Here is a 23,105-nt window from a genome sequence, read left to right on the forward strand (position 1 = left end):
CGCATGTGCGTTATTGCAACCCCTCATGCCTTTCGATAGTTTAATTAGATAAACTAACTAAAAGGGTGTAAAACGCAACAATTATCTCATAAAGGGGAATGCATGGGCGCTTCACTCATCGGCTGCGGAAAAGCTCTACCGGCGTTGCGGGTGCGGAACGACGACCTTTCCTCCCTTGTGGAAACGGACGATGAGTGGATCGTGAAGCGGACGGGCATTCACGAACGGCGCATCGCCGTTGGGGAGACCGCAACCGACCTGGCGTCTGCCGCGTGCGAGGCGGCGATGGGGATCGAGCCGCGCGTGCCCCAGGGAATGAAAACTGCCGGCTGGCATGGGCATGTGGCATCCGGCGAATGCAAAGGCGGACAAATCGATCCGGCGACCATCGACCTCGTGGTGTGCATGACGGTGTCCGGCGATGCGGCGATCCCCTCCCAGGCAGCGCTCGTGAAGATGCGGCTGGGGCTTTCGAACGCGGTCGCCTTCGATGTGAACGCCGCCTGCTCGGGCTGCGTGTACGGGCTGTCGGTTGCCGAGGGCCTCATGCGCGCCGCTGCCGCCGCGCCCGGCAGGTGCAATCCCGTGCGCCGTGCCCTCGTGGTGGGGGTGGAGCGCCTGAGCCGCGTGGTCGATTGGGGCGATCGCTCGACGTGCGTGCTGTTCGGCGACGGCGCCGGTGCCGTGCTCTTGGAGTGGCGCGACGATCGGAGGGGGATCATCTCCACCTTCCTGAAGAACACCGACGATCCCGATTTGACGCTTTCGTTGGGCCTGCCCCGGCCGGGCGAACCCCCCTTCGATGCCGAAGGGGTTGGCAAGCGCGGCGGCGCATACCGGATCCCCTACGGCATGACCCCGTACATCGGAATGGCGGGGCGCGAGGTGTTCAAGTTCGCCACCGCCGCCGTGCGCGAGGCGATCGAGGAGGCGGCAAGGCGCGGGGAAACCGACCTGGGCGACCTGGCGTGCATCGTTCCCCATCAGGCCAACGAGCGCATCATCGCCCATGTGGCGAAGAAAATGGGCCTGCCGCTGGAGCGGTTCCAGCTCTCCATCGGGGAGTGCGGCAACACAAGTGCCGCGAGCGCGCTCATCGCGCTCTGCGACGCGTATTCCTTGGGGAAGATAGGGCAGGGCGATCGCGTGGTCATCGTCGGTTTCGGCGGCGGTTTGACGAGCGGCGCCCTCCTTTTCGAAGCGTAGCGCCCGCCGCGCTCCGCGCGTCGGCCGGCCCGTGCCTCCCGCATGCGCTCTCGCTGCCTGAAATGGGGTTTTCAATCTATAGCCGCAGGTCATAGGTTTAAGTCTTCGAAAAGGAGAAGCGGGAGCCGCTCGCGGCGCTCTGCTGCTCCCCTATTTTTCGGCCCGTCTAGCGGGTACATCCTGCCATTTACGACTCGGTGAAGGTAAAATACGCCGCGGGAGAATGAGTTTCCGCCCGCGATGCGTTGTTTTGAAACGCATGAGGAGGGCTTCGCATCGCGGCGGCTCAATCGATGAGGAGGAGGAATTATGGCGGAGAAGCGGGCAAGTTACTATATCGAAGAAGGGAGGTTCGGGAGTTTCGTCGATGCCATCATCGCGAAGTATCGAACGGTCGGCCCCACTGCGAAGCGCGACAAGTTCGATTACGCCACGCTGGAAAGCGCGGAGGACCTGAGGCTCGATTTCGACGTCACCATCCTACCTCCGAAAAAGGTGTTCTTCCCACCGGTTCAGCAATTGCTGTCATTCGATGGGGATGAGGTCGCGTCGTGCATCGCTCCTGTGCCGACCGTCCTGCTCGGCGTCCATTTCTACGACGTCAAGGGCATCGACATCGTCGACAAGCTCATGACGGAGCCGAAGTGCGACGGCGACTACCTCGCCCAGCGCCGGGAGACCACGATCGTCGCCAGCAACATCCGGAACATCTCGGAATGGGCGTTCTGGGATACCGTCGGCACCGAGATGAAAGCCGAGGGGATGGATGCCTTCCTCACCAAGATCGACGGCGGTTACGTGTTCGACGTCTACACCGACAAGGGCCGGGATCTCGTCGAGCTGGGAGATTTCCGCGAGGCCGTGTTCGATGAGACGAACGCGGCGCGCCAGGTCAACGATTCGGTGATGGGGAAGTGCGAGCATAGGCTGCACCACTCGTCCGAGGAGATAGCCCGCGTGATGCGCGATGAATTCGACGACGTCCCCATATGGAAGACCCTTGCGGAAGGCTGCTTCAGCTGCGGTTCGTGCAACCTGGTGTGCCCCACCTGCTTCTGTTTCGACGTGCAGGACCATTGGGATCTGAACCAGGTCGACGGCGACCGCACGCGGTATTGGGACTCATGCATGGCCTGCGACTTCGCAAGCACAACGCTCGCCGGCGGCGGCGCGGAGAACTTCCGCGGCGAACGCTACGAGCGCTTCCGCCATCGCCTGATGCGCAAGTCCACCTACCTCAACAGCCGCGTCGGCGGCCCCGCGTGCACAGGGTGCGGGCGGTGCGCCGGTGCGTGCACGGCGCGCATCGCCGATCCGGTCAAGGTGATCAACGCGGTGATGGAGGTGGAGCGATGAGCGACTGCAAATGCGAGAGCTTGTTCGTCCCGCGTAAGGCGATCATCCAAAGCTATGTGCAACCGACGAGCGTGGAGCGCCATTTCACGCTGAAGATGGCCGACGGCAAGCCCATGGAGTTCAGCCCCGGGCAATTCCTCGACGTCGGCGTGATGGGGTACGGCGAGATCCCCATCGGATACGCTTCCAGTCCCACCCGCCCCGATACCTTCGACATCGTCGTGCGCAAGGTCGGCCGTGTTTCCGGGGCCATCGATTCCAAGGTGGAAGGCGACTCCTTGATGGTGCGCGGCCCCCTGGGCCACGGATTCGACATGGACGCCCTGTTCGGCCGGAAGGTGCTCATCGTCGCCGGCGGCCTGGGCATCTGCCCCACGCGCAGCCTGATCCAGTACATCCTCGACCGTCGCGACCGATTCGACGATTTCACCCTCTTCTACGGCGCGCGCGACCCGCAGTCGCTGCTCTTCGACGAGGACCGCGCCCTGTGGAAGGAATCCCCCGATGTGGATTACCATGAGACGGTGGATGTGGGCGACCATCGGTGGAAGGGGCACACGGGTGTCATCACCACGCTGTTCCCCGAGGTAGAATTGCCCTTGGACACCAAGGTCATCATCTGCGGACCCCCCATCATGTTCAAATTCACCGTCATGGAGCTCAAGAAGATCGGCGTTCCCGACGAGAACATATACGTCGACCTCGAGCGCCGCATGAAATGCGGTGTGGGGAAATGCGGCCATTGCCAGATCAACGACCGCTACTGCTGCATCGACGGCCCGGTGTTCAACTACAAGGATCTCGAAGAAATCCCGGAGGCGATTTAAATGGCGAAGAAACCCACATTGGCGTTCTTCGACTTCACGGGATGCGAAGGATGCCAAATCGAATTCACGAACTTGGGAGACGAGGCGATCCTCGAGCTGCTCAAACACGTTGACTTGGTGGAATTCCGCGAGGCGATGTCGGAAACGACCACGCAGCGCATCGATATCGCGTTGGTCGAGGGGAGCTTCACGCGCGAGATGGATCGCGAGCGCCTGATGGATATCCGCCGCCGCGCCCGCACGGTGATCGCCTACGGCGCCTGCGCGTGCACGGGCGGAATCAACGCCCTGCGCAACCATCAGGACGACTACCACGAGGTCGTGTACGGCGAGCACGCCACCGACCCCATGGTCCTCAGCAGCCCCGCCCGGCCCATTTCCGCCGTCATCGACGTGGACTACGAGGTCCCCGGCTGCCCGGCGGACAAGTACGAGCTCGTCCAAATCCTCACCGATCTTCTGCATGGCAAGCGCCCCTTCATCCCCACGTACCCGGTGTGCGTGGAGTGCAAGCGCCGGGGAACGGTGTGCCGCTACGACGAAGGCGACTACTGCATGGGCCAGGTCGCGCGCGCAGGTTGCGGCGCCCCCTGCCCGGCGGCGGGAATCCCCTGTGAGGCGTGTCGCGGTTTCTCGGCCGATGCCAGCTTGGCGTCGCTCGAGAAGGTGCTGATGGAGCGAGGCGGCATGAGCCAAGCCCGAGCCATCAGCAAGACCCGCATGTTCACGGCGAACCTAAGGGGTTAACATCATGAGACAGAATATCAATGTAGATGTCCACCACGTCACGCGCGTGGAGGGGCATGGAAACATCAAGGTCAAAGTGGTCGATGGGGTCATCAAGCAGTGCGACTGGATCGTCCCCGAGGCGCCGCGCTTCTTCGAGGCCCTGGTGCGTGGCCGTCATTATTCCGAGGTCTCCCGCATCGTCAGCCGCATCTGCGGCATCTGCTCGGTCGGGCATTCCCTCGTATCGCTCAAAGCGGTGGAGGACGCCATGGGCATCGAGGTGTCGCCCCAGACGGTGCAGCTGCGCAAGCTGCTGAAGATGGCGGAGAACTTCGACTCGCACGTACTGCATATCTACGTGCTGGCCGCACCCGACCTCGCGGGCGCGCCGAGCGCGTTCGCCCTGCTCCCCGATAACGCCGAGTTGGTGCAGCGCGCCTTGCGCCTGAAGCGCTTAGCGCATGAATGGGGTTGCATGTTGGCGGGGCGCACAACGCATCCCACCAGTATCGTGCCCGGCGGTTTCTCCAGCGTGCCCACCGTGCGCGATCTACAGCGGATGCGCGACAAGCTCGCCGCTGCCCTGCCGGACCTCGAGGCCACGGTCGACACCGTGAAGGCGCTGGCCGGTGCCATCCCGCCGTTCAGCCGCCCCACCGAGTACATGGCTCTCGGCAACGTGAAGGAGTATGGCCTGTACGACGGATACGTGGAGACGATCCTGCCCGACGGCGATTGCGCCGTGTACGGCGTGGGGGATTACCGGAAATGCACCAACGAGTACATGGATCCCCGCTCCACTGCGAAGTACACCAAGAACCGCATGGATTCCTACCAGGTCGGCGCCCTCGCTCGCCTGAACGTGAACTACGATCTGCTCGCCCCCGAGGCGAAGCGGGCGGCGGAGAAGCTGGGCATCGCCCCCATCTGCACCAACCCGTATTTCAACACGGTCGCGCAGGTGGTTGAGGTCGTGCATATGGCCTACGAGGGGTTGCGCATCCTCGACGAGCTCATCGCCGACGGCATCGTGTTCGAACGGCCCGGCAAGCTCACGCGCTACGGTGTGGGGCACGCGGCGGTGGAAGTGCCGCGCGGCTTGCTGTTCCACGAGTACGCGTTCGATAAGGACGGGTACTGCGTGGCGGGCGATATCGTCATCCCCACCAACGAGAACCACGGCAATATCCAGAGGGACTTCGACGCCTTGGTTCCATGGCTGATGGATCAGGATAAAACGGAGGACGAGACCCGCTTGGCCCTCGAGATGCTCGTGCGCGCATACGATCCGTGCATCTCCTGCAGCACCCACTAGCCTGCCGATCCGCATGGGAAGAGAGGGGTGAGCGCTTTTTCGCGCTCGCCCCTCTTGCAGTTGCCGGGCGGGGGGATGACCCGGGTTTGCCGCGGTTGCCACGGGGCGGCTGGGCTTCGGGCTTCCTCTTGCGATGTTTTCCCATCCACCATATGCCCTTGCGATGGGATGCGCCTGCCGCTTCCGATTTCCTGTTCCGAAGCTGATTTCCGGATACCCGCATGCATTTTGCGCAGGGTATGCCAGAATAAAGTCAAACGACTCTGTTCCCCGGCGGGCGAACCTGCCACCTTTGCCTTGACGGGAACGACCGGCCGATCGCGGGCGATGGGAGGGCGCATGGGGGAGAGGATCAAGCAGACGATTCTCCACTACCGCATGTTTTTTGCCCTGCTGGTCGCGATATGCCTTTATTCCGGTGCAAGCTTCATTGCTTCCTATCTTTCCGAACCCTTCGATAGAACGGTCCATATCCTTCGAGACGCCGCGTTCATCATCGTCATCGTGGCGTGGGGCGCATACCGCGCCCGGAACCTGATGAGCCGGTCGGTACGTAGATACTTTGCGTTGATGGTCGTCTTGATGGTGTATTGGCTCATCGTGCGCACGGCGAAATTCTATGTGGTCCAAAGCGTCGATGCCGGTCGCGCGCTGTGGTATCTGTATTACATCCCCATCTGCTTTCTGCCCGCTTTGGGCGTTGTCTGCACGGCTTCGCTCGCCAAGGCCGGGGGATGGTGTTCCGGTAGGCTCCAGGTTGTCCTGCTCGTTGCGGCGGGGACGTTGGCGCTACTTGTGCTCACGAACGATGTGCATCAGCTTGCGTTCCGGTTCCCCGAACCCATTCCTTGGAGCGATGCCGTCTACCTGTACGGTCCGCTCCGGCCGATTATCCTCATCTTCGCCGGGGGTTGCATGCTCGCGATCGCCTACTTCGTTTTCGCGGGGAGCCATGTTCCGGAAAGCCGAAAAATCGTATGCCTCCCCCTCGTGGTGGTTGCCTTGGGGGTGGCGTATACGGTGGCGTATCCGTTGATTGCCTGGTTGGACATGACCATCGTGTACTGCAGCTTGATAGCCTTGGAATGGGAGAGCCTCATTTCAAGCGGACTTATCCATGCGAACCGCGATTACGACACCCTGTTCCAGGTATCATCGTTAAGCGCCGCGGTCACGGATGAGGAAGGCGCAATCGTCTACGCGTCCGAAAACGCCCCGAGCGAGGAAATCGTGAAAGCCGCTTTGGAATCGGATGGGACCTTCGAGGTGGAAAGCGGTGTCATCGTCCATCGGGAGGCAATCACCGATGGGTATTTCATCTGGTTGGAGGATGCGTCCACCGAGCTGGATATAAGACGGCAGATCGAGGAGCGCTCCCACGAGCTCGTCGACGAACAGGAATTGATGCGGCATCAGATTGCTTTGCGTGAAGAACAGGCGATAACGGATACGCGCAACCAACTGTACGGCCGAGCTGCCACGGAGATGGCGGACGAGTTCTCCCGTCTCGCATTGCTCATGGACAATCGCAACCTCGATACCGGCCGGCGCGTGGAGATATTGAAGATGGCATGCATCGTCGGAGCCTATATCAAGCGGCGCAGCAATCTGATCATCATGGGGGAATGGGACAAGACCGTCTCAGCGGAGGAGCTGCTGTGGTGCATGCGCGAATCGTGCGACTGCCTTCGCCTCGGCGGAGTCCCGTGCGGGGTCTCGCTTTCCGGGGACGCAACGCTTCCGCTGCGCCACGTCGAGTGCGCATACGACTTCTTCCAGATGGTTGCCCAGAGGATGTATCCCACGTTGTCGGCGCTGCTTGCGTGCATCGAGCCGTGCGAGGCGGGCCTGCGCCTGAGATTGCAGCTTGAGATGCCCCTCGGGCCCGATTCGGGGTTCATTGCGGGCAAGATGGACCATGCACCACTTCTGGTATGGGGCGATGCGGCTGCGTACCGGGCGATCGACGACCTGGGCGGGGGCGTTGACAGCTTCTACGACGAAGGGGTCTGGAACATCGATCTGTTCATCCCGGCAGAAGGGTCGTTGCCGTGACCTCGATTCCCGGAAAAAGCTCCATCAAGGAGGGTATCGACAAACTGCCGAGCGGCATTGCCTTCGCCCAGATGAACGGCATGGTCATCCTCGTGAACGATCGGATGGATCTCCTGTGCCATGCCCTGTTCGAGCGCCCTATGCAGAATGCGGGCTTGTTCTGGGATGGCTTGACGCAGGGCGAGTTCGGAACGCGGGCGCGGGTTGTCGAAGCCGGCAAGGAACCGCTCGTCAGGTTGCCGGATGCAACGTTATGGCGGTTTCGAAGGACTCCTGCCGTGCATCACGGCGTGCGCATATGGGAGATTCGAGCGCATGATGTCACGCGTTCGATTCGCTTGAATGAACGGCTGAGGGAGGAGAATGCCGAACTCGAGAAGGCGGGAGCCCGCCTGCGTGCGTACTCGGCGGATGTGGCCGAGTTCACTCGCGACCGGGAGCTGCTGGATCGGAAAATCCACACGCATGACGAGTTGGGGCGGTTGCTGCTGACAACGCGGGCTCTCATTCGCGAATTCGGGGATGCGGGGGCAACCGCCGAATTCGAACGACGGCTCGAGAGCGTTTGGGATAGATGGCGGCTTTCGGCATCCATTATGTCGGAGGAGGCGGAACCCGTTACGCCAGACGACCTTGTCGATCAGCTCAAGGAGACCGCGAGGTCGGCTGGCGTTGACGTGATGATGGCAGGGGAGCTTCCCGTTTCCGGTCGCGCGGCGGAGCTTGTATATGCTGCGAGCGGGGAGGCGCTTTCCAACCTGCTGAGGCATGCGCACGGCAGCGAACTGCGCATCGCGGGGTCGCGATGCGGAGGATGCTGGAGCATTCGGATGGAAAACGATGGGATGGTCCCCGAGAAGCCCATCGTGGAGGGCGGCGGCTTGTCATCCCTTCGCGAGCGGGTGGAGAAGGCCGAGGGCGCGATGCGCATCGAGACGAGCCCCCGATTCGCGCTCGAAATCGAACTACCGGAATAGGAGGGGCGATGCATAGCGTGTTAATCGTCGAAGATGATCCGATGGCAAGCAATTTCTTCGACCAGTATGTGCGAGGTTCGAGCGATTTCACCGTAGCAGGCACCCTTTCGAGTGCGGCGATCGCCGAAGCGTGGTGCCTGGGGCACGATGTCGACTTGGTGCTCATGGACGTCTGCACTGCCGGTCAGGCGAGCGGGCTTGATGCGGCTGCCAAGATAAAGCGCAGCTGCCCCGCCGTCAAAGTGCTCATCGTCACTTCGCAGCCCGAAGTCGATTTCATCGCCCGCGCCAAAAACGCCCACGTGGAAAGCTTCTGGTACAAGACCACCGGCGAGGCCGAGCTGCTTCATGTCATGCGCGAGACCATGGAGGGGAAGAGCATCTACCCGTCCGCGTCTCCCGACGTGTGCTTCGGAGAGGTGCATTCGAGCGACCTGACCCCCTTGGAAGTCCGCATCCTCCGCGAGCTGACGACGGGCGTCACCAACATGGAGATAGCCGAACGCCTGCATCTTTCCCCGCGCACGGTGGGCAACAACGTGCAGAGCATGCTGAACAAAACGGGGTTTAAGACGCGGACGATGCTGGCATGCGCGGCGGTCGATTCCGGCATCGTGATCAACGGTATATAGGCCTCCGCATAAAAATCCCCGGCGCCCGATTTCTCGGAGGCCGGGGAGGGCGGAACGGCGGTTCGGCGCCTACGAGGCCTTCTTGAAGGTCATTGAGGTACCGTCCTCCTCACCGACCAGCAATCCGTCGTCCCCCAGTTTGAAGGATCCCGTCGCTCCCTCGTTATCCTTGAGGGTGATTTGCTTCTCGTTGTCGACCTTCCATTCCATTTCCATGGACTCGTCGAGCATGGAAAGCTTCGCTTTCCCGTCATCGGTGATCGTCATCGTAACGGTCATGCCGAAGAGCGCCAGGTCATCAGCGGTGATGGTTCCGGTGTCCGGACTGGTCATTTCGGTCAGATTCCATGTTCCGATGAATTTCTCCTTGTATTTTGCGGTGTTATCCCCGCATCCGACGAGCGCAATGCACGCTGCTACAGCAAGCGCCAACAAAACGGCGAACAACGATCTTTTGGTGGCTGCTTTCATGGCGATCCTCTCTCTTCGCGTCTTTCGAGCCATTGCGGGTTCATCTGCAGTTTCCGAGAAAGAAGCCGTCGATTCTAGAGTAGAACGACTCTATTTTCAAAGTATTTGGCGATTGCTGCGCGCGCCGTCCTCGTCAGCTGTTGTCCACGCCCGTGAGGTTGTTCACGATGGCGCTGACGATGCTGATGATGATTGCCGCAACGAATGCCGAACCGAAGGAAGCGATGGAGATTCCCACCCCGAAGATCCCCGTTGCGATCCCGCTTGCCAATTCGAGCATGAGTGCGTTCACGACAAGGGCGAACAGCCCGAACGTGACGATGGATATGGGGAGGCTCAGCAGCTGCATCAGGGGCTTGATGGATACGTTGATCAATGCGAGAACAAGCGCCACTGCGGCAAGCGGCCACCAACTGCCGGTTCCGACGATGGATATGCCGGGAACGATCCAAACGGCAAATGCGATGGCGACGAAGCATCCGAGCCAGCGAAGCACGAAATTCATGGCAATCCTTTCTTTCGAGTGGATTGTATGCCCGTTTCCAGCGAGGGGCGGGAACGCAACGGTTCTGTTGACAATATGCGATGGGGCGGTGAATCCCCTTGATCCGCCCGATAGGATCCGTTGGATGTGGATCTACTTGACGGATTCGAGGTTTTGGAACCTGCCCGCGATCCACTGGTCGGTGTAGTTGTCGTCGATCCATTGGTCGAGGGGCGTTTGCGGGGGGATCCCCTCGATGCGCTCGTTTTGCCGCGCGAAGCAGCTGACGGTCATGAAGATGTCGGCGGAAAGGTACAGGGCGAGCAGCGAAACGAAGATCACCTGGCGTCGCGTTGTGGGGATCCCTATCACGTACAGAAGCTGCGGCATGATGGCCTCATACCATACGATGCCCAGCACGCCCCAGAATATCAGGAACGGCACGGCGACCCATTTGGTCAAATGTCCCGGCACCCCAGAATAATCCCAGCTGATCAGCCCGAAGAGGGTTTCCATGCCCCATCCGGTCACCTGCTCGAGGCCGCCGCCTAAAGCCAGGGAGATCAGGAAGACCGCCCACAGGCCCACCTTGCGTTTGCGTAGGGAAAACGTTATGAGCGTGAGCAGCAGCGCCCCAAATCCGTATAAAGGCGAGAACGGACCCCACACCAATCCGACGCGGCTCTGCGTGAGTCCGGCGGAGATGAACATCCAGATCTCCTCCAGTACGAGCCCCAGCACGCTGCCTATGAGAAAGAGCATGACCACCTGATACCAGCCGATACGCAGGTTGTCCAAGAATATCCTCCGCTCCGCCTTGCGCGCCGAGATGACCAGCTTGCGTTCCTCGCGCGAGAGGCGCCGTTTCTTTACCTTCGCTTTTCTCAACTTGCGTTCGGCATCGAGCCGGTCCGCTTCCGCGATGGCGATGCGCACGCTTTCGTCGACGCGCTCCTCCTCGACGATGCCGTGCAGCTTTTTGCCGCGAGCGAGCCACGTCCAGAATTCGACGATGATGCGCCAAATTCCGACGATGATAAGGCCTGCGGCCAGCAGGCTGATGAGGGACCAAAACATTCATTGACCTTTCTCGGGGATGTCCGACCCCTTGAAGTCGATCGAGTCTGCTTCCATTAGAACAGAAAATCCGCGTCGGTGCGGCAACCGGCGCGGATAAAACATGTGGACGGTGTGAAGGAGGCGAGATTAGTCGGCCTTATGCCTCTTCATCCATGCAGCGGCGAACGAGCAGCTTGCGGAAACCCGATTGCCTTCCTTCTCGATCTGGTCGACTGCCGCCTGCACCAGCTTTCCCGCCACGCCCGTGCCCCGGAGGGATTCGTCGACGAACGTGTGGTTGATGTCGGACGTGCCGCCGGCGCTGACGAACGTCACCTCGGCCAACACTTTCCCTTGATCATCCGTGGTGTATATTCGTCCTGGCTCGTGCGTGAACTCCATGGGTTGTCCTTTGGATTAGAGCGCCCCGATGCCAAGAAGGTGCATCGGGGCGTGCTGAGATTCTGTAGCGGTCCGTTCACGACGCGGGGAATCTGCCCTTGGCGGATCGCTGCCCCGGTTCTGTCTGCGCTATCCCTTGTCGTTGTCATCGAACACATCGCCGCAGTTCGGGCAGAATTTCGGCGGGTTGCTCTGATCCTCCGGCTCCCAGCCGCACTTATCGCAGCGGAACCTCGCCGTCGCGGCAGGCTTGGACGTGCCGCACTCCTTGCAGAATTTTCCCGTATTGGAGGTCTCGCAGTTGGGGCAGGTCCAGCTACCGTCCTGTTTCGGCGCGGGTTTGGGGGCGCCGCATTCGAGGCAGAACTTGCCGGTGTTGGTCGTTCCGCATTGGGGGCACTTCCAGCCCTCTGCGGGAGGCTGCTGGGCGGGCTGCTGGAAGCCGCCGCCGGCCGCGGTAGCGTACTGGGTTTGGTTCGGCTGGCTGCCCATCCCGAACATCTGCTGCGCGTTCATGCCGCCCGACTGCTGGGCCATGTTCATGCCGATGAAGCCGCCCATGGCCCCCATGCCGCCTTGATTGTTCGCGGCATCCACCATAGCGTCCGCCTGCGCGCCAGCAAGAACCGCGGCTGCCATGCGGGGGTCGCGCATGGTGGCGCGGCTCTGCAGGTCTTTGATCATCTTCTCGTCTTCTTCGCTTGCGGCGATGGCATTCACGCCGAAGCTGGCGACCTCGATGCCGCGCAACTCGCGCCATTTAGCGGAAAGCGCCTTGTTCAGCGCGTCGGCGAGTTCCGTGGTGTGCCCGGGAACGGCGCTGTAACGGATACCCATAGCGCTGATCTCGGCGAATGCGGGTTGCAGGGCGGTAAGCAGCTCGCTTTTCAGCTGAGAATCGATTTCGCGGCGACTATAGTCGGAATCCACATTTCCGCACACGTTCGTGTAGAATAAGATGGGGTCGGTGATCTTGTACGAGTACTCGCCGTTGCAGCGCACGCTGATGTCGATGTCCAGCCCGATGTTCTGGTCAACGACACGGAACGGGACGGGATTCGACGTACCGTACTTGTTGCCGATGATTTCCTTGGTGTTGAAGTAGTACACACGCTGATCGACGCCGGTGTCCCCGCCGAAAGTGAACCGCTTTCCGATGTTTGCGAACGTCGCTGCGATGCCGTCGCCCATGTTTCCGGTGAAAATGCTCGGCGCGAGTTCGTTGTTGTACGTGTACTCGCCCGGTTCCGCGCAGAATTCGATGACCTTGCCCTGCTCGACGATGATCATCGCTTGCCCGTTGTTCACGACCACGGCGCTGCCGTTTGTGATGATGTTGTCTTCGGCCCGCGTGTTGCTGCTGCGACCGCTCGTGCGCTTCTTGCCCTTCACGACCAGTATGTCGGAGGGAATGCTTTCGCAGTAGATCATTTCCTTCCACTGATCGGCCAGCGCCCCGCCGACAGAACCGAATGCGACTTTGATGAGACCCATGTTTCGCCTTCCTTCTCACGTTGCGACGGATCGAGCCCGTTCAGGCCGAGCGCCAACCTGGCTGTATTAAGGCTTCGGTTGCATCGGCGCTGACTTGGCGATGGCGTGCAGTGATTGTGTATGCCATCGCTGTGCTCGCAGTCGGCATCCCCGACGTTTTTCCAGTATATCAAGCCCGACGAACTATCGCCGACACGTTATAGAGTAGTTTTACTTCAATCTTCCGCGTCGGGGATGCCCCTGGTCGGAAGGACGCGTTTCCCTTTACGTCTCAAATGCACGCTGGGCTGCGCAGCGCGAGGAAAGGCTGACCATCCGCCGATTGGTCCGTTAAACGCAATCCGCGAGAGATCAGGATCTTTCCGTCGGAGCGCACGAACAGGGCTTCGATATCCGGAAGATCGTCGACCATATGCAACGCGCGCTTGCTGCCCAATGAGAACATCGTGGTCGAATAGCCATCTCCATCGATCGACCGTCTGCTGATGATGCTGGCGCTTGCGAGATCCGTTTCGACTGGGAATCCGGTGCGCGGAGAGAGGATGTGGTGATAACGGCGGCCCCCCTTCTCGAAAAAACGCTCATAGGGGCCGCTCGTGACCACAGAGCCCTCCGAGATCGACAGGGCGCAAAGAACCTGTTGGGTTTCGAAGGGGTTGCGTATACCCACGTGCCATGGCTCGCCGTCCGGCTTCTCGCCGAAAACGAGCGCGTTGCCTCCCAAGTTGATGATGCCGCAGGCAACACCATGCGATTGCATCAGGGCTTGAAGGTCGTCTGCGATCCATCCCTTGGCTATCCCTCCCACGTCCAACTTGGCTGCGGGGTCTGCCATCCGCCCCCGATATCTTCCAGAGGTCCCCTCCGACGAAAGGGTATCCGCTACGTTGGGCATGCTGTCCGTTCGGCATCCGCCGTCTTCCCGCAACTCGATGCAGTGCCAGTCCACATGGGCAAGGGCGTGCTCGACGTCTTCCCGATCCGGGATAATGCCCCTCGTAAAATCCCATAATGCGCAAACTGTCCCCATGGTGATATCGAATGCGCCTTCGCTTGCCTTGCAGAAACGCAGGCTGGCCCGGAGCAATTCGTAGGTTTCACGGGAGATGGCTACCCACGATCCGCATGCGTTATTGAGGCGCATGATATCGCTTTCCGGCAGAAACCTGCTGAATAGCCTCTCAAGCCGTCTGCATCTGGCCGCAACTGCGTGAAAAACGTCGCGTATGCGGTTCGGATCGGAACGGTCTGCGTATGCGGTGACGCCTATCGCTGTATTGAATGCGAAGAACGAGCATGTCCAACGCGAATCGCCGTCGGGCCCGGCAATCGATATCTCATCTTCAAGCGGTATGTCGGAAAGCACCTGCGCCATGTTCGCACCCATCCTAGCAGAAAACACGCGACGCGGACCCCTCCCTGGGACGTGAAAAAGCGCCGCCTGAGGGCGGCGCTTCCAATCGAGTCGGAAGATATTGTCTAGGGAAGCACTGATCAATTCCGCCTTGGCCGGGGACGGCGGGCTGAGTGCCGGGGCGGCGAAAGGCGAGCGAGCGCGCTGACGTGCGCGAACGAGGATCGAGCCGCTCCGGCGCCAGCATGTCGTTCCCGGCCAAGGCGGAATATATCAGCGGTTCCCTAGAGCAGTTTGGCGGCTGCCTCTTTCAGCTCGGCGGTTTCGTCGACGCCGGGGGCCTCGTACGCGATGACCGTCTCCACCACGTTCACGCCGGCATTCGAGGCGCGGAAAGCCCAGTTGTCCATCCATTCGCCGTCGTTCCAGCTGTAGCTGCCGAACAACACGGTCTTCTTGTCGCCCAGCTCATGCTCGACATCGGAGAACATCGGCTCGAATTCGGTTTCCTCGAGCTCCTCATCGCCCATGGCGGGGCAGCCGAAGCCGAACGCATCGTAATCGCCGACCATCGAGCTGTCGAAGTCGCGCGCCTGCAGGATCTCGGCCTCGCCGCCTGCCTCCTTGACACCTTCGGCGAAGATGTCCGCCATCTTTTCGGTATTTCCGGATCCGCTCCAGAACACCACTGCGATTTTGCTCATTTCATTTTCTCCCATCGTTTTCGTTCTCTTGCTTGTATTCGACTCTCACGACGCAAGCGTCATGGTTGCCAACTGGCCTATCTGAATGCCGCTCGCGTGGAGTGCATCCATGCGCTTCACGCACGCGCGGTACGCGTCGAAGCACGCTTGGGCGTTGCAGGGGTCGCCGTACGCCTTCCAGCAGCCGGAGCACACGCATTCTCCGTTCCCCTCGATGAAGGCGATCACGTCATCGTGCGGATATCCGAGGAAAAAGCCGATCTCATGCGGGAAGGGCTGCCTGTTCGCGGTGCGGACCGACCTGTCGTACGCGCGGAACCTGCGGGCGAGCTGCGTTAGGCAGGTGCCGAGGGACGAGGTGTCGTATCCGAGCTCGCGGAGGTATGCCGCCGTGCGAGGATCCGCCAGCACGCGTTCCACGAGCTGGGGACGGAATACGAATATCAGAGCGTTGTCGCGACGCAATGCCAGCACGCGGATTGCGACGTCGGTGGAGGAAAATTCCGCTGTAGCACCGCGCATCGCCGGCGCCAGGCCTGAGCGCATGATGCGCTTGGCGCGGTCCGTCTCCAGGGGGATGTGGGGAAGGTCGTCGAGAAAGGACACCGTGAACAGGTTGGACGGCTTGATCGCCGCCAGCGTCGGCGCGCAGTAATGCACGATTTTCGAGTTGAATCGCTCGCACATCATCTCGGTGGCCTGTGTTTCCATCGGCAGCCTCTCTTTTAGTTAGACGAACCTAACGAATGGGTATATTAGGGTAATCTAACTATAGGTGCAAGGGCTTTGAAGGCAAAAAAAGAAAGCCAGCCGAATCGGACGGCTGGCATGCGTGAATAAGGTGGTGGGCCCTGGGGGACTCGAACCCCCGACCTTGGGATTAAAAGTCCCCTGCTCTACCAACTGAGCTAAGGGCCCGTATGCGTTATTTTGCGCAGTTGGATATGTTACCCGTGCGGTTCGTTTCGGTCAATAACCCACGCGTCGCGAAGATAGCGTCAGTCGATTTCGAGGGTCTCCAGGTCATCGGGGATATGCAGGTTTCCGCTGAACAGAGGTTCGCCTTCTGCTCGGTAGAGCCTCTTCCGATCGGCGAGGTTCTGCTCCTCGGTGTGGTAGAGAACAAGATTTCCCACGCCGAGCCGCTCAGCCAGCTCGCACGCATCCGCAACGGTGGAATGGTGCTTCTCGTAAGGCTTGTATGCGTCCGCCTGCGATTTCAGGCAGAACGCCTCGTGAAACAGCCAGTCCGCCCCCTTCGCATAGCGCTCGCCGGCAGCGCTGCACGGCTCGTCCCCGCAGCACACCACCTGCGTGCCGCTGGCAAGCGTCATGCGGAAGCCGAACTGCTTCGCCTTGGTTGACTGGATATCGAAGAACTCCATCTTGCGACCGGCGATTTCAAGCTCCTCGCCATCGCGCACTTCCACCAGATGGAGCCTTTTTCCCACCTGGGCATACTCGTTCGGTTGCAAAAGGCCTTCCGCCATACGGTCGAGCATGCCGATCGCCTGGTCGTGTGAATAGATGCGGGCTTCCCCCTCATACCGGCCGGAGTTCATCGCCGACGCGATTACGCGCATCATCCAAACGATGCCGAGGATATGGTCTACGTGCTTATGCGTGACGAAGATGTCCGGAAGTCGCTTCGGGTCGAACCCCGCACGGTCCAGCTGGCGTAGCACGCCATTCCCGCCGCCTCCGTCGACCATCAAGGGACCTCCCTGCGTGTCGCCATGCAGCACATAGCAGGTGTTGTAGCATTCCTTCACCATCGCATGGCCGGTGCCAAGCATCGTCATCTTCACGAGCGCTCCCTTCGTTGCACGAAGCGAGTATAAAGCACGGAAACGTTCGGCAGATTTACATTCTGTGCGGCAGGCGGGGCAGACAGGAATCGACGACGATACGGAAGAGTCGGCGAGGCGCACGAGTCGGCGTGCGATCGTCCGGCAGAGCTCGTGATATTCTCGACGGCTTCGTGAACGGGTGGATTCCCGGCCGCGAGTACCTGGGTGGTTCAGCCCGTGGTCTTGATCTCTCCGTAAACGACGCCGTAGCGTTCCTCGAGAAGGGTGAGGAAATCAGAGGGGGCGATGGCGGGAACGGGAGAATGCGGGAATCCTTTCGCATCGCGCGTCACAATAATTCCTGCATGCGAACGAGTCGTAAGGACGGTCTGTTCGGTCCGTTCGGAATCCATGCCCGGTCGGGCAGGGTCCTTCCCATATGAGCCCAAAGTGCTACAATGCGGGCACTCCAGTCGGATGGAGTGAACAGGTCCGTGCGTACTTATATAAGGAGTACCCCATGAGCGAAGTGAAGCGCAGGCATGCGGGCGGCTACGAACTGACGAGGCCGGTGTATTTCATCGGGTTCATGGGAGCGGGGAAGACCACGATCAGCGGGTACCTTGCCAACACGCTCTCGCTGCCGCGCATCGATGCGGACGAGTACCTTGAGCTCCAAGAGGATCGCGCCATCGCCGATATATTCGCCGAAGAGGGCGAGGATGCGTTCCGCGACCTGGAAACCAAGTATCTGGAATTCCTCTCATCCCGCAGCCCGCGGTTCATCGGCTGCGGCGGCGGTGTGGTGAAGCGCGCCGCCAACGTGGCCGTCATGAAGCGCACCGGCTACGTGGTCTTTCTGGGTGCCACCGCCGAAGAGGCCGCTTCGCGCATCCCCAATACGGCAAGCCGCCCGCTGTTCAAAGACATCGAGAACGCGCGGCGCACCATCGCCGAGCGGCAGCCGCTCTACGAAGCTGCCGCCGACGCCTACGTGGACACCACCGGCCGCACGGTGCGGGACATCGCCGAAGAGGTGGAATCGATCCTCCTGGAAAACGGAATTTTGATGAAGGACGAATAAGCAGGCTATACTTCATCAACGAAGCGATTCGAGGGAGTCGTGCGCCCTTTTGCGGGCAGGCGGCCTCCTCGTTTTTTCGAAGAGCGGATGGTACACCGGGCAAAGCGCTTCTCCCCCGAATCCGCCGTAGAGTGCTGGGCGCCGTTCGACCGCCCGTGAAAGGCCCTCGGTGGGCTTTTCGTTTGGCGCGGCATGCGCCACTTTGCTTTGCGGTGGGTGCCATATCGGTCATCTTCGAAAGGAAGCAACTGCAGAGCAGGAGGAACATTTGAGCAAGGAAGACGTCATCGAGCTCGAAGGAACCGTCGTCGAGGCGCTTCCGAACGCGATGTTCAAGGTGGAACTCGAAAACGGCCACGACATCTTGGCTCACATATCCGGCAAAATGCGCATGCATTACATCAAGATCCTGCCGGGAGACAAGGTGACCGTGGAGCTTTCCGTGTATGACTTGGATCGCGGGCGCATCACCTATCGCTTCAAGTAAGTACGACAGCCGACAACAACCGCCTGCGGCTGGGCGTGACAATAGACACACATTCCGAAAGGAGACAAGATCATGAAGGTACGTCCTTCGGTCAAGAAAATGTGCGATAAGTGCAAAATCATCCGACGCCATGGCAAGGTGCTCGTAATCTGCGAGAACCCGCGCCATAAGCAGCGCCAAGGCTAGAAAGAAAGAGGAGTAGCAGAATATGGCACGTCTTGTTGGTGTCGACCTCCCTCGCGGCAAGCGCATCGAGATCGGCTTGACCTACATCTACGGCATCGGCCTGTCCACTTCCAAGAAGATCCTCGCGGAAACCGGCGTCAACCCGGATGTCCGCACGGACGACATCGCGGAAGAGGATCTCGCCAAGATCCGCGACTACATCAACGCGAACCTCACCGTCGAGGGCGACCTCCATCGCGAGGTCACCCAGAACGTGAAGCGCCTGATGGAAATCGGTTGCTACCGTGGCCTTCGCCATCGTCGCGGCCTGCCCGTCCGCGGCCAGCGCACGCACACGAACGCCCGCACCCGCAAGGGTCCGCGTAAGCAAATCGGCGGCAAGAAGAACAAGTAGGGGGCTTAAGTGGCACAGAAGAAGAACGTTCGCACGCGCGTCCGCCGCGCCGAACGCAAGAACATCACCGTTGGCGCCGCCCATATCAAGAGCACGTTCAACAACACCATCGTCAGCATCACCGATCCCACGGGCAACGTGGTTTCCTGGCAGTCTGGCGGCACCGTCGGCTTCAAGGGATCCCGCAAGTCCACGCCGTTCGCCGCGCAGATGGCCGCCGAGGCCGCCGCAAAGACCGCTATGGAGCATGGCCTGAAGAAGGTCGCCGTCTACGTGAAGGGCCCGGGCAGCGGTCGCGAAACCGCCATCCGCAGCCTGCAGTCGGCCGGCCTGGAGGTTTCCAGCATCCAGGATTGCACGCCCATCCCGCACAACGGTTGCCGTCAGGCCAAGCGTCGTCGCGTTTAACTGAAAGGACTGAACAGATATGGCAGTGAACAGAACTCCGGTTCTGAAGCGTTGCAGGCAGCTCGGCATCGATCCTGTAGTGCTCGGCTACTCGGGCAAGCAGTCGAAGCGCCAGCCGAAGCGCCGTCGCAAGGAATCCGAATACGGCTTGCAGCTCCGCGAGAAGCAGAAGGCCAAGTTCATCTACGGCGTCCAGGAGCGTCAGTTCCGCGGTTACTTCCGCCGCGCCAAGAGCATGCCGGGGATCACGGGTGAGAACCTGATGGCTATCCTCGAGAGCCGCCTGGACAGCATCATCTTCCGCCTGGGCTTTGCCCGCACCCGCAAAGAGGCGCGTCAAACCGTTACCCACGGCCACATCACCGTGAACGGCAAGCGCGTTGACGTGCCCAGCTACCGCGTACGCCCCGGCGACCTCATCGCCGTCTCCCCGAAGGCTAAGGACCTGCTTGTGATCAAGAGCGCCCTGGTCTCCAACGAGCGCGTGCAGGTTCCGGCTTGGCTTGAGGTTGACATCGAGAAGCTTCAGGGCAGCGTGCTGTCCCTCCCGACTCGCGATCAGATCGATTTGGACATCAACGAGCAGCTCATCGTCGAACTTTACTCCAAGTAAATCTCATCTGCGGACAAGGAGGCTAATACAATATGACAGAGTTCATGAGGCCTACGATCACCACCGAAGAAGTCAGCGATACCGTTACCCGTTTCATCGTCGAACCGCTCGAGCGCGGTTTCGGCAACACGCTGGGCAACTCCATGCGCCGCGTGCTGCTCAATTCGCTCGATGGTGCGGCTGCCACCGCTATCCAGATCGACGGCGTGCAGCATGAGTTCACCACGGCAGAAGGCGTCATCGAAGATATCACCGATATCGTCCTGAACGTGAAGGGTCTCGTTTTCACCCCGTTGAACGACGAGGTGGCCGAGGCGACCGCGCACATCAGCGCGGAGGGCCCCTGCACAGTCACCGGAGCGGACCTCGAGGTTCCCACCGAGTTCACTCTGGTGAATCCCGAGCACGTCATCGCGACGGTCGCCGACGGCGGCCAGCTTGACATGGCCGTTCGCATCGGTGTGGGTCGTGGCTACCGCGAGGCGGACCTGAATAAGCGATCGGAAGACCCCATCGGCATCATCCACGTCGATTCCCTGTTTTCCCCCGTCAAGCGCGTCGCCCAGCATATCGGCGATACGCGCGTGGGCCAGAGCACCGATTTCGACAAGCTGGTGCTGGAGGTCGAGACCAACGGCGCCATCTCGGCGACTGACGCGGTGTGCCAGGCCGCCAACATCATCACCCAGTACATGGGCGCATTCATGTCGCTTGTGGAGACCGACGAGGAAGAGGGCGAGGAAGCTCCTTCCATCTTCGCTCCCGAAGGCGAGGAGACCAATGCCGAACTGGATAAGCAGATCGAGGACCTGGACCTTTCGGTTCGCTCCTACAACTGCTTGAAGCGCGCCGGCATTCACAGCGTGCGCCAGCTGGTCGATTACTCGGAGGCGGACCTGCTGAACATTCGCAACTTCGGTGCGAAGTCCATCGAAGAAGTGAAAGACAAGCTCATTTCGATGGGCCTCAATTTGAAGCAATAGGAGAATAGCCAAATGAGACACTACAAGAAGGGGCGTAAGCTGGGCACCGATGCCAGCCACACCAAGGCCATGCGCCGCAGCCTTGTGCAGGCCCTGTTCACCAACGACCGTATCAAGACGATCGACGTGCGCGCGAAGGAGATTCGCCCCGACGTCGACCGCATCATCACCTGGGCTAAGAAGGGTGACCTTCACAGCCGCCGTCTCGCCATCGCATGGTTGCAGGACAAGGAGCTCGTCCGCGAGGTCTTCGAAAAGGTCGAGCAAGGTTTGTTCCAGGACCGCAACGGCGGATACACGCGCATCATGAAGCTCGGCTACCGCAAGGGCGATAACGCCCCCATGGTCATCATGGAGCTTGTGACCGAGCCGGTTCGCAAGAAGGATGCGAAGGTGAACGAGGCCAAGGCAGAGGCGAAGGCCGAGGCTCCCAAGGCCGAGGAAAAGGTCGAGGAAGCTGCCGAAGGACCTGCTGAGGAAGCCGCTGAGGAGGCGATCGAGGAAGCCGTCGAGGCCGCCGAAGACGTTTCCGAAGAAGTCGCCGAGGCGGAGGAGAAGAAGGCCGAATAGACTCCGCAATCAGATGCGGTAAAGATTTAAGGATGCATGGGTATCCTGCCAAGGGGCGTTGACGCAGGTCAATGCCCCTTATATATTCTTTCTGCCGCCGTTATACCGATGCCCGTGTTGCGGCCGACTCCGCAAGGTGATCCATTATCTTCGACCAGGCATGGCGCGCCATCGTGAAATCGGAATAGTGCTTCGCCACGTTCCTGTCGAACCTGTTCAATTCTGGGAGGATGTTGAGGAACTTCGGCTGGTCGAAGTAGCCGGCGATCTTAGGCAGAACCTCTTCCAGCTGCCTGCGGATCGTCGCTATCCTCTCACCGTATTCATCGGGCTGGGTGATGTAGAGGAACAATGGCTTGTACCTGATCCAGCCGATGCAGGCTTGATAGAAGCGCTCCACGATCTTCGGGTTGTCCGCTTTCAGGCATTTCAGCTTCGTCGGGAGCACGCCTTCCAGCAGATGGTTATACGATGCGAATCCATCATGGAAGGTATAGCAAGGCACCTTCACGACCTTTCGCTCATGTAGGCAGGTGCCGAGGAAGGTGTCCTCGCCGCGTGCCCCGGGCGGATTGTAAAAGGGGAGCAGCCTGCGGGGGTCGGTGAGGTTTATGCCGAGGTTCGACCCCGAGATGAATTTGGAGTTGTTGATCTCGGGGACCTCGTCTTCGACCAATATCGTTTTGTCCGCATAGGTCACGCCACCGTCCTCCATCACATTCCTTATCTTGTCCCAGTTCACGATGTCGTTGCTTATGGCCTCGATGAACGAGCGAAAATCCCGCTCGGTCATCGTATCGTCATACTCCACGTAAGGTATGGGGGATATGTACCCGCAGTGGTGCCCGTTGGTGTAATCTGCCCCCTCGAGATTGCGTATATGGCTTTCCAGCACATGCTGCCCGCTCCACACAGCGCTCTTCATGCCGCGCGTGACCGCAAGCGGGTATTCGTCATCGTCGAGAAAAATCAGGTAATCCATGCCGTTCTTCACGGCGGCGTAGATCGCCGCATTGCGCTGGGCGGCATATCCTTTTGCGAAGATCCCGGCAGACTCTGCGCTGCCTATGATCCCCTTCTCGATAAGCTTCTCGGATTCCCGTTCGATGCTCTCCCTCGAGATGAAGAATTTTCCATCGATGTCTTCGTCGATCTTGGGGTTGAGGTTGACGAAGTCGCCGCGCTTGGCGTTCCTGTATGTCGTGTCGTATGCGACGAAGAGGTTCAAGGAGACGTTCTCGTCTTCCGTCAAACCCGATTCTTTCCAGTTGTACACGTAGCTCTTCAAGGTCTTCCGGAAGCTCTTTCTACCAGTCGCGAATCCGATTCCCAATTTGATGGCTTTCTTCCGGTCCATGATTGCCTCCTTCGGGCGCGCGGAATGCGACAGCCAACCGCACCCCCCACCGTATGTGTGACAGCCAACGTGTGACAGCCAACCGGTGACAGCCAACCGTATTGTTTGTCACGCGATTCCGTGTGACAAACAATACGGTTGGCTGTCACCGGTTGGCTGGCCGTCATC

27 protein-coding genes and 1 tRNA gene are annotated in these 23,105 nt (G+C 60.3%); 16 read left to right on the plus strand and 12 right to left on the minus strand.

Translation table 11 applies throughout. The features are described from left to right. The first annotated feature begins 102 nt into the window (after positions 1-102). The 8 genes from NOV21_RS04725 to NOV21_RS04760 all read left to right on the plus strand — a co-directional run bounded on the left by NOV21_RS04725 (position 103) and on the right by NOV21_RS04760 (position 9,097). Positions 103-1,206, plus strand: a complete 1,104-nt coding sequence (locus NOV21_RS04725; RefSeq protein WP_283170053.1) for a 3-oxoacyl-ACP synthase III family protein — start codon at positions 103-105, stop codon at positions 1,204-1,206. A gap of 309 nt (positions 1,207-1,515) precedes the next feature. Beyond that, positions 1,516-2,562 carry a 4Fe-4S dicluster domain-containing protein gene (locus tag NOV21_RS04730; RefSeq protein WP_283170054.1) on the plus strand — a complete coding sequence of 349 codons (1,047 nt, stop codon included), beginning with the start codon at positions 1,516-1,518 and terminating at the stop codon, positions 2,560-2,562. After that, positions 2,559-3,389 carry an FAD/NAD(P)-binding protein gene (locus tag NOV21_RS04735; RefSeq protein WP_283170055.1) on the plus strand — a complete coding sequence of 277 codons (831 nt, stop codon included), beginning with the start codon at positions 2,559-2,561 and terminating at the stop codon, positions 3,387-3,389. The genes NOV21_RS04730 and NOV21_RS04735 overlap by 4 nt, the downstream gene beginning before the upstream one ends. Then, the gene (locus NOV21_RS04740; RefSeq protein WP_283170056.1) at positions 3,390-4,136 is read left to right on the plus strand and encodes an NADH-quinone oxidoreductase subunit B family protein; all 747 of its coding nucleotides are present in this window, start codon (positions 3,390-3,392) and stop codon (positions 4,134-4,136) included. Between the two features lie 4 nt (positions 4,137-4,140). Continuing rightward, positions 4,141-5,433, plus strand: coding sequence for a Ni/Fe hydrogenase subunit alpha (locus tag NOV21_RS04745; RefSeq protein ID WP_283170057.1), 1,293 nt, complete (start codon positions 4,141-4,143; stop codon positions 5,431-5,433). Between the two features lie 339 nt (positions 5,434-5,772). Further along, the gene (locus NOV21_RS04750) at positions 5,773-7,488 is read left to right on the plus strand and encodes a histidine kinase N-terminal 7TM domain-containing protein (protein ID WP_283170058.1); all 1,716 of its coding nucleotides are present in this window, start codon (positions 5,773-5,775) and stop codon (positions 7,486-7,488) included. Continuing rightward, positions 7,485-8,465, plus strand: a complete 981-nt coding sequence (locus NOV21_RS04755) for a sensor histidine kinase (RefSeq protein ID WP_283170059.1) — start codon at positions 7,485-7,487, stop codon at positions 8,463-8,465. Before NOV21_RS04750 ends, NOV21_RS04755 begins: the two co-directional genes overlap by 4 nt. Before the next feature lie 8 nt (positions 8,466-8,473). After that, positions 8,474-9,097, plus strand: coding sequence for a response regulator transcription factor (locus tag NOV21_RS04760; RefSeq protein WP_283170060.1), 624 nt, complete (start codon positions 8,474-8,476; stop codon positions 9,095-9,097). Between the two features lie 69 nt (positions 9,098-9,166). On the opposite strand, the gene NOV21_RS04765 is transcribed toward NOV21_RS04760, so the two are convergent. From NOV21_RS04765 to NOV21_RS04815, 11 genes are all read right to left on the minus strand, one after another. Continuing rightward, positions 9,167-9,568 carry a hypothetical protein gene (locus NOV21_RS04765; RefSeq protein ID WP_283170061.1) on the minus strand — a complete coding sequence of 134 codons (402 nt, stop codon included), beginning with the start codon at positions 9,566-9,568 and terminating at the stop codon, positions 9,167-9,169. Positions 9,569-9,701: 133 nt separating this feature from the next. Then, the gene (locus NOV21_RS04770) at positions 9,702-10,073 is read right to left on the minus strand and encodes a phage holin family protein (RefSeq protein WP_283170062.1); all 372 of its coding nucleotides are present in this window, start codon (positions 10,071-10,073) and stop codon (positions 9,702-9,704) included. Between the two features lie 132 nt (positions 10,074-10,205). Continuing rightward, positions 10,206-11,129: a putative ABC transporter permease gene (locus NOV21_RS04775; protein WP_283170063.1), complete on the minus strand. Its 924-nt coding sequence runs from the start codon at positions 11,127-11,129 to the stop codon at positions 10,206-10,208. 129 nt (positions 11,130-11,258) lie between these two features. Continuing rightward, the gene (locus NOV21_RS04780) at positions 11,259-11,513 is read right to left on the minus strand and encodes a GNAT family N-acetyltransferase (RefSeq protein WP_283170064.1); all 255 of its coding nucleotides are present in this window, start codon (positions 11,511-11,513) and stop codon (positions 11,259-11,261) included. 129 nt (positions 11,514-11,642) lie between these two features. Then, positions 11,643-13,007, minus strand: a complete 1,365-nt coding sequence (locus NOV21_RS04785; protein ID WP_283170065.1) for an SPFH domain-containing protein — start codon at positions 13,005-13,007, stop codon at positions 11,643-11,645. A gap of 271 nt (positions 13,008-13,278) precedes the next feature. After that, entirely contained in the window at positions 13,279-14,394 is a 1,116-nt protein-coding gene (locus tag NOV21_RS04790) for an FAD:protein FMN transferase (RefSeq protein WP_346428529.1), read from the minus strand. A gap of 251 nt (positions 14,395-14,645) precedes the next feature. Then, complete coding sequence (locus tag NOV21_RS04795; RefSeq protein ID WP_283170066.1) at positions 14,646-15,065, minus strand: flavodoxin; 420 nt, start codon at positions 15,063-15,065, stop codon at positions 14,646-14,648. A gap of 45 nt (positions 15,066-15,110) precedes the next feature. Then, entirely contained in the window at positions 15,111-15,776 is a 666-nt protein-coding gene (locus tag NOV21_RS04800; RefSeq protein ID WP_283170067.1) for a DUF3793 family protein, read from the minus strand. A 131-nt stretch (positions 15,777-15,907) separates the two neighbouring features. After that, a tRNA-Lys gene (locus NOV21_RS04805) sits at positions 15,908-15,983 on the minus strand. Between the two features lie 80 nt (positions 15,984-16,063). Beyond that, positions 16,064-16,867 (minus strand): MBL fold metallo-hydrolase, encoded by an 804-nt coding sequence (locus NOV21_RS04810; protein ID WP_283170247.1) that lies wholly within the window; start codon positions 16,865-16,867, stop codon positions 16,064-16,066. 218 nt (positions 16,868-17,085) lie between these two features. Beyond that, a complete protein-coding gene (locus NOV21_RS04815; protein WP_283170068.1) occupies positions 17,086-17,208 on the minus strand; it encodes a hypothetical protein in 123 nt (40 codons plus the stop codon). A 167-nt stretch (positions 17,209-17,375) separates the two neighbouring features. On the opposite strand from NOV21_RS04815, the gene NOV21_RS04820 reads away from it, so the two are divergent. The 8 genes from NOV21_RS04820 to rplQ all read left to right on the plus strand — a co-directional run bounded on the left by NOV21_RS04820 (position 17,376) and on the right by rplQ (position 21,580). Then, a complete protein-coding gene (locus NOV21_RS04820; protein WP_283170069.1) occupies positions 17,376-17,939 on the plus strand; it encodes a shikimate kinase in 564 nt (187 codons plus the stop codon). Positions 17,940-18,207: 268 nt separating this feature from the next. Then, complete coding sequence (gene infA / locus NOV21_RS04825) at positions 18,208-18,426, plus strand: translation initiation factor IF-1 (RefSeq protein ID WP_283170070.1); 219 nt, start codon at positions 18,208-18,210, stop codon at positions 18,424-18,426. 72 nt (positions 18,427-18,498) lie between these two features. Continuing rightward, entirely contained in the window at positions 18,499-18,612 is a 114-nt protein-coding gene (gene rpmJ / locus NOV21_RS04830) for a 50S ribosomal protein L36 (RefSeq protein ID WP_006363204.1), read from the plus strand. A 22-nt stretch (positions 18,613-18,634) separates the two neighbouring features. After that, the gene (rpsM, locus tag NOV21_RS04835) at positions 18,635-19,006 is read left to right on the plus strand and encodes a 30S ribosomal protein S13 (protein ID WP_283170071.1); all 372 of its coding nucleotides are present in this window, start codon (positions 18,635-18,637) and stop codon (positions 19,004-19,006) included. A gap of 9 nt (positions 19,007-19,015) precedes the next feature. Next, the gene (rpsK, locus tag NOV21_RS04840; protein ID WP_283170072.1) at positions 19,016-19,414 is read left to right on the plus strand and encodes a 30S ribosomal protein S11; all 399 of its coding nucleotides are present in this window, start codon (positions 19,016-19,018) and stop codon (positions 19,412-19,414) included. A 19-nt stretch (positions 19,415-19,433) separates the two neighbouring features. Further along, positions 19,434-20,027 (plus strand): 30S ribosomal protein S4, encoded by a 594-nt coding sequence (gene rpsD, locus NOV21_RS04845; protein WP_283170073.1) that lies wholly within the window; start codon positions 19,434-19,436, stop codon positions 20,025-20,027. A 32-nt stretch (positions 20,028-20,059) separates the two neighbouring features. Beyond that, entirely contained in the window at positions 20,060-21,010 is a 951-nt protein-coding gene (locus NOV21_RS04850) for a DNA-directed RNA polymerase subunit alpha (RefSeq protein ID WP_283170074.1), read from the plus strand. A 12-nt stretch (positions 21,011-21,022) separates the two neighbouring features. Beyond that, complete coding sequence (rplQ, locus tag NOV21_RS04855; protein WP_283170075.1) at positions 21,023-21,580, plus strand: 50S ribosomal protein L17; 558 nt, start codon at positions 21,023-21,025, stop codon at positions 21,578-21,580. A gap of 100 nt (positions 21,581-21,680) precedes the next feature. Here the strand turns inward: rplQ and NOV21_RS04860 are convergent, their stop codons facing one another. Continuing rightward, a complete protein-coding gene (locus NOV21_RS04860; protein ID WP_283170076.1) occupies positions 21,681-22,937 on the minus strand; it encodes a hypothetical protein in 1,257 nt (418 codons plus the stop codon). Between the last annotated feature and the right edge of the window lie 168 nt (positions 22,938-23,105).

Source organism: Curtanaerobium respiraculi, from assembly GCF_024609215.1.
GTDB classification, from domain to species: domain Bacteria; phylum Actinomycetota; class Coriobacteriia; order Coriobacteriales; family Eggerthellaceae; genus Curtanaerobium; species Curtanaerobium respiraculi.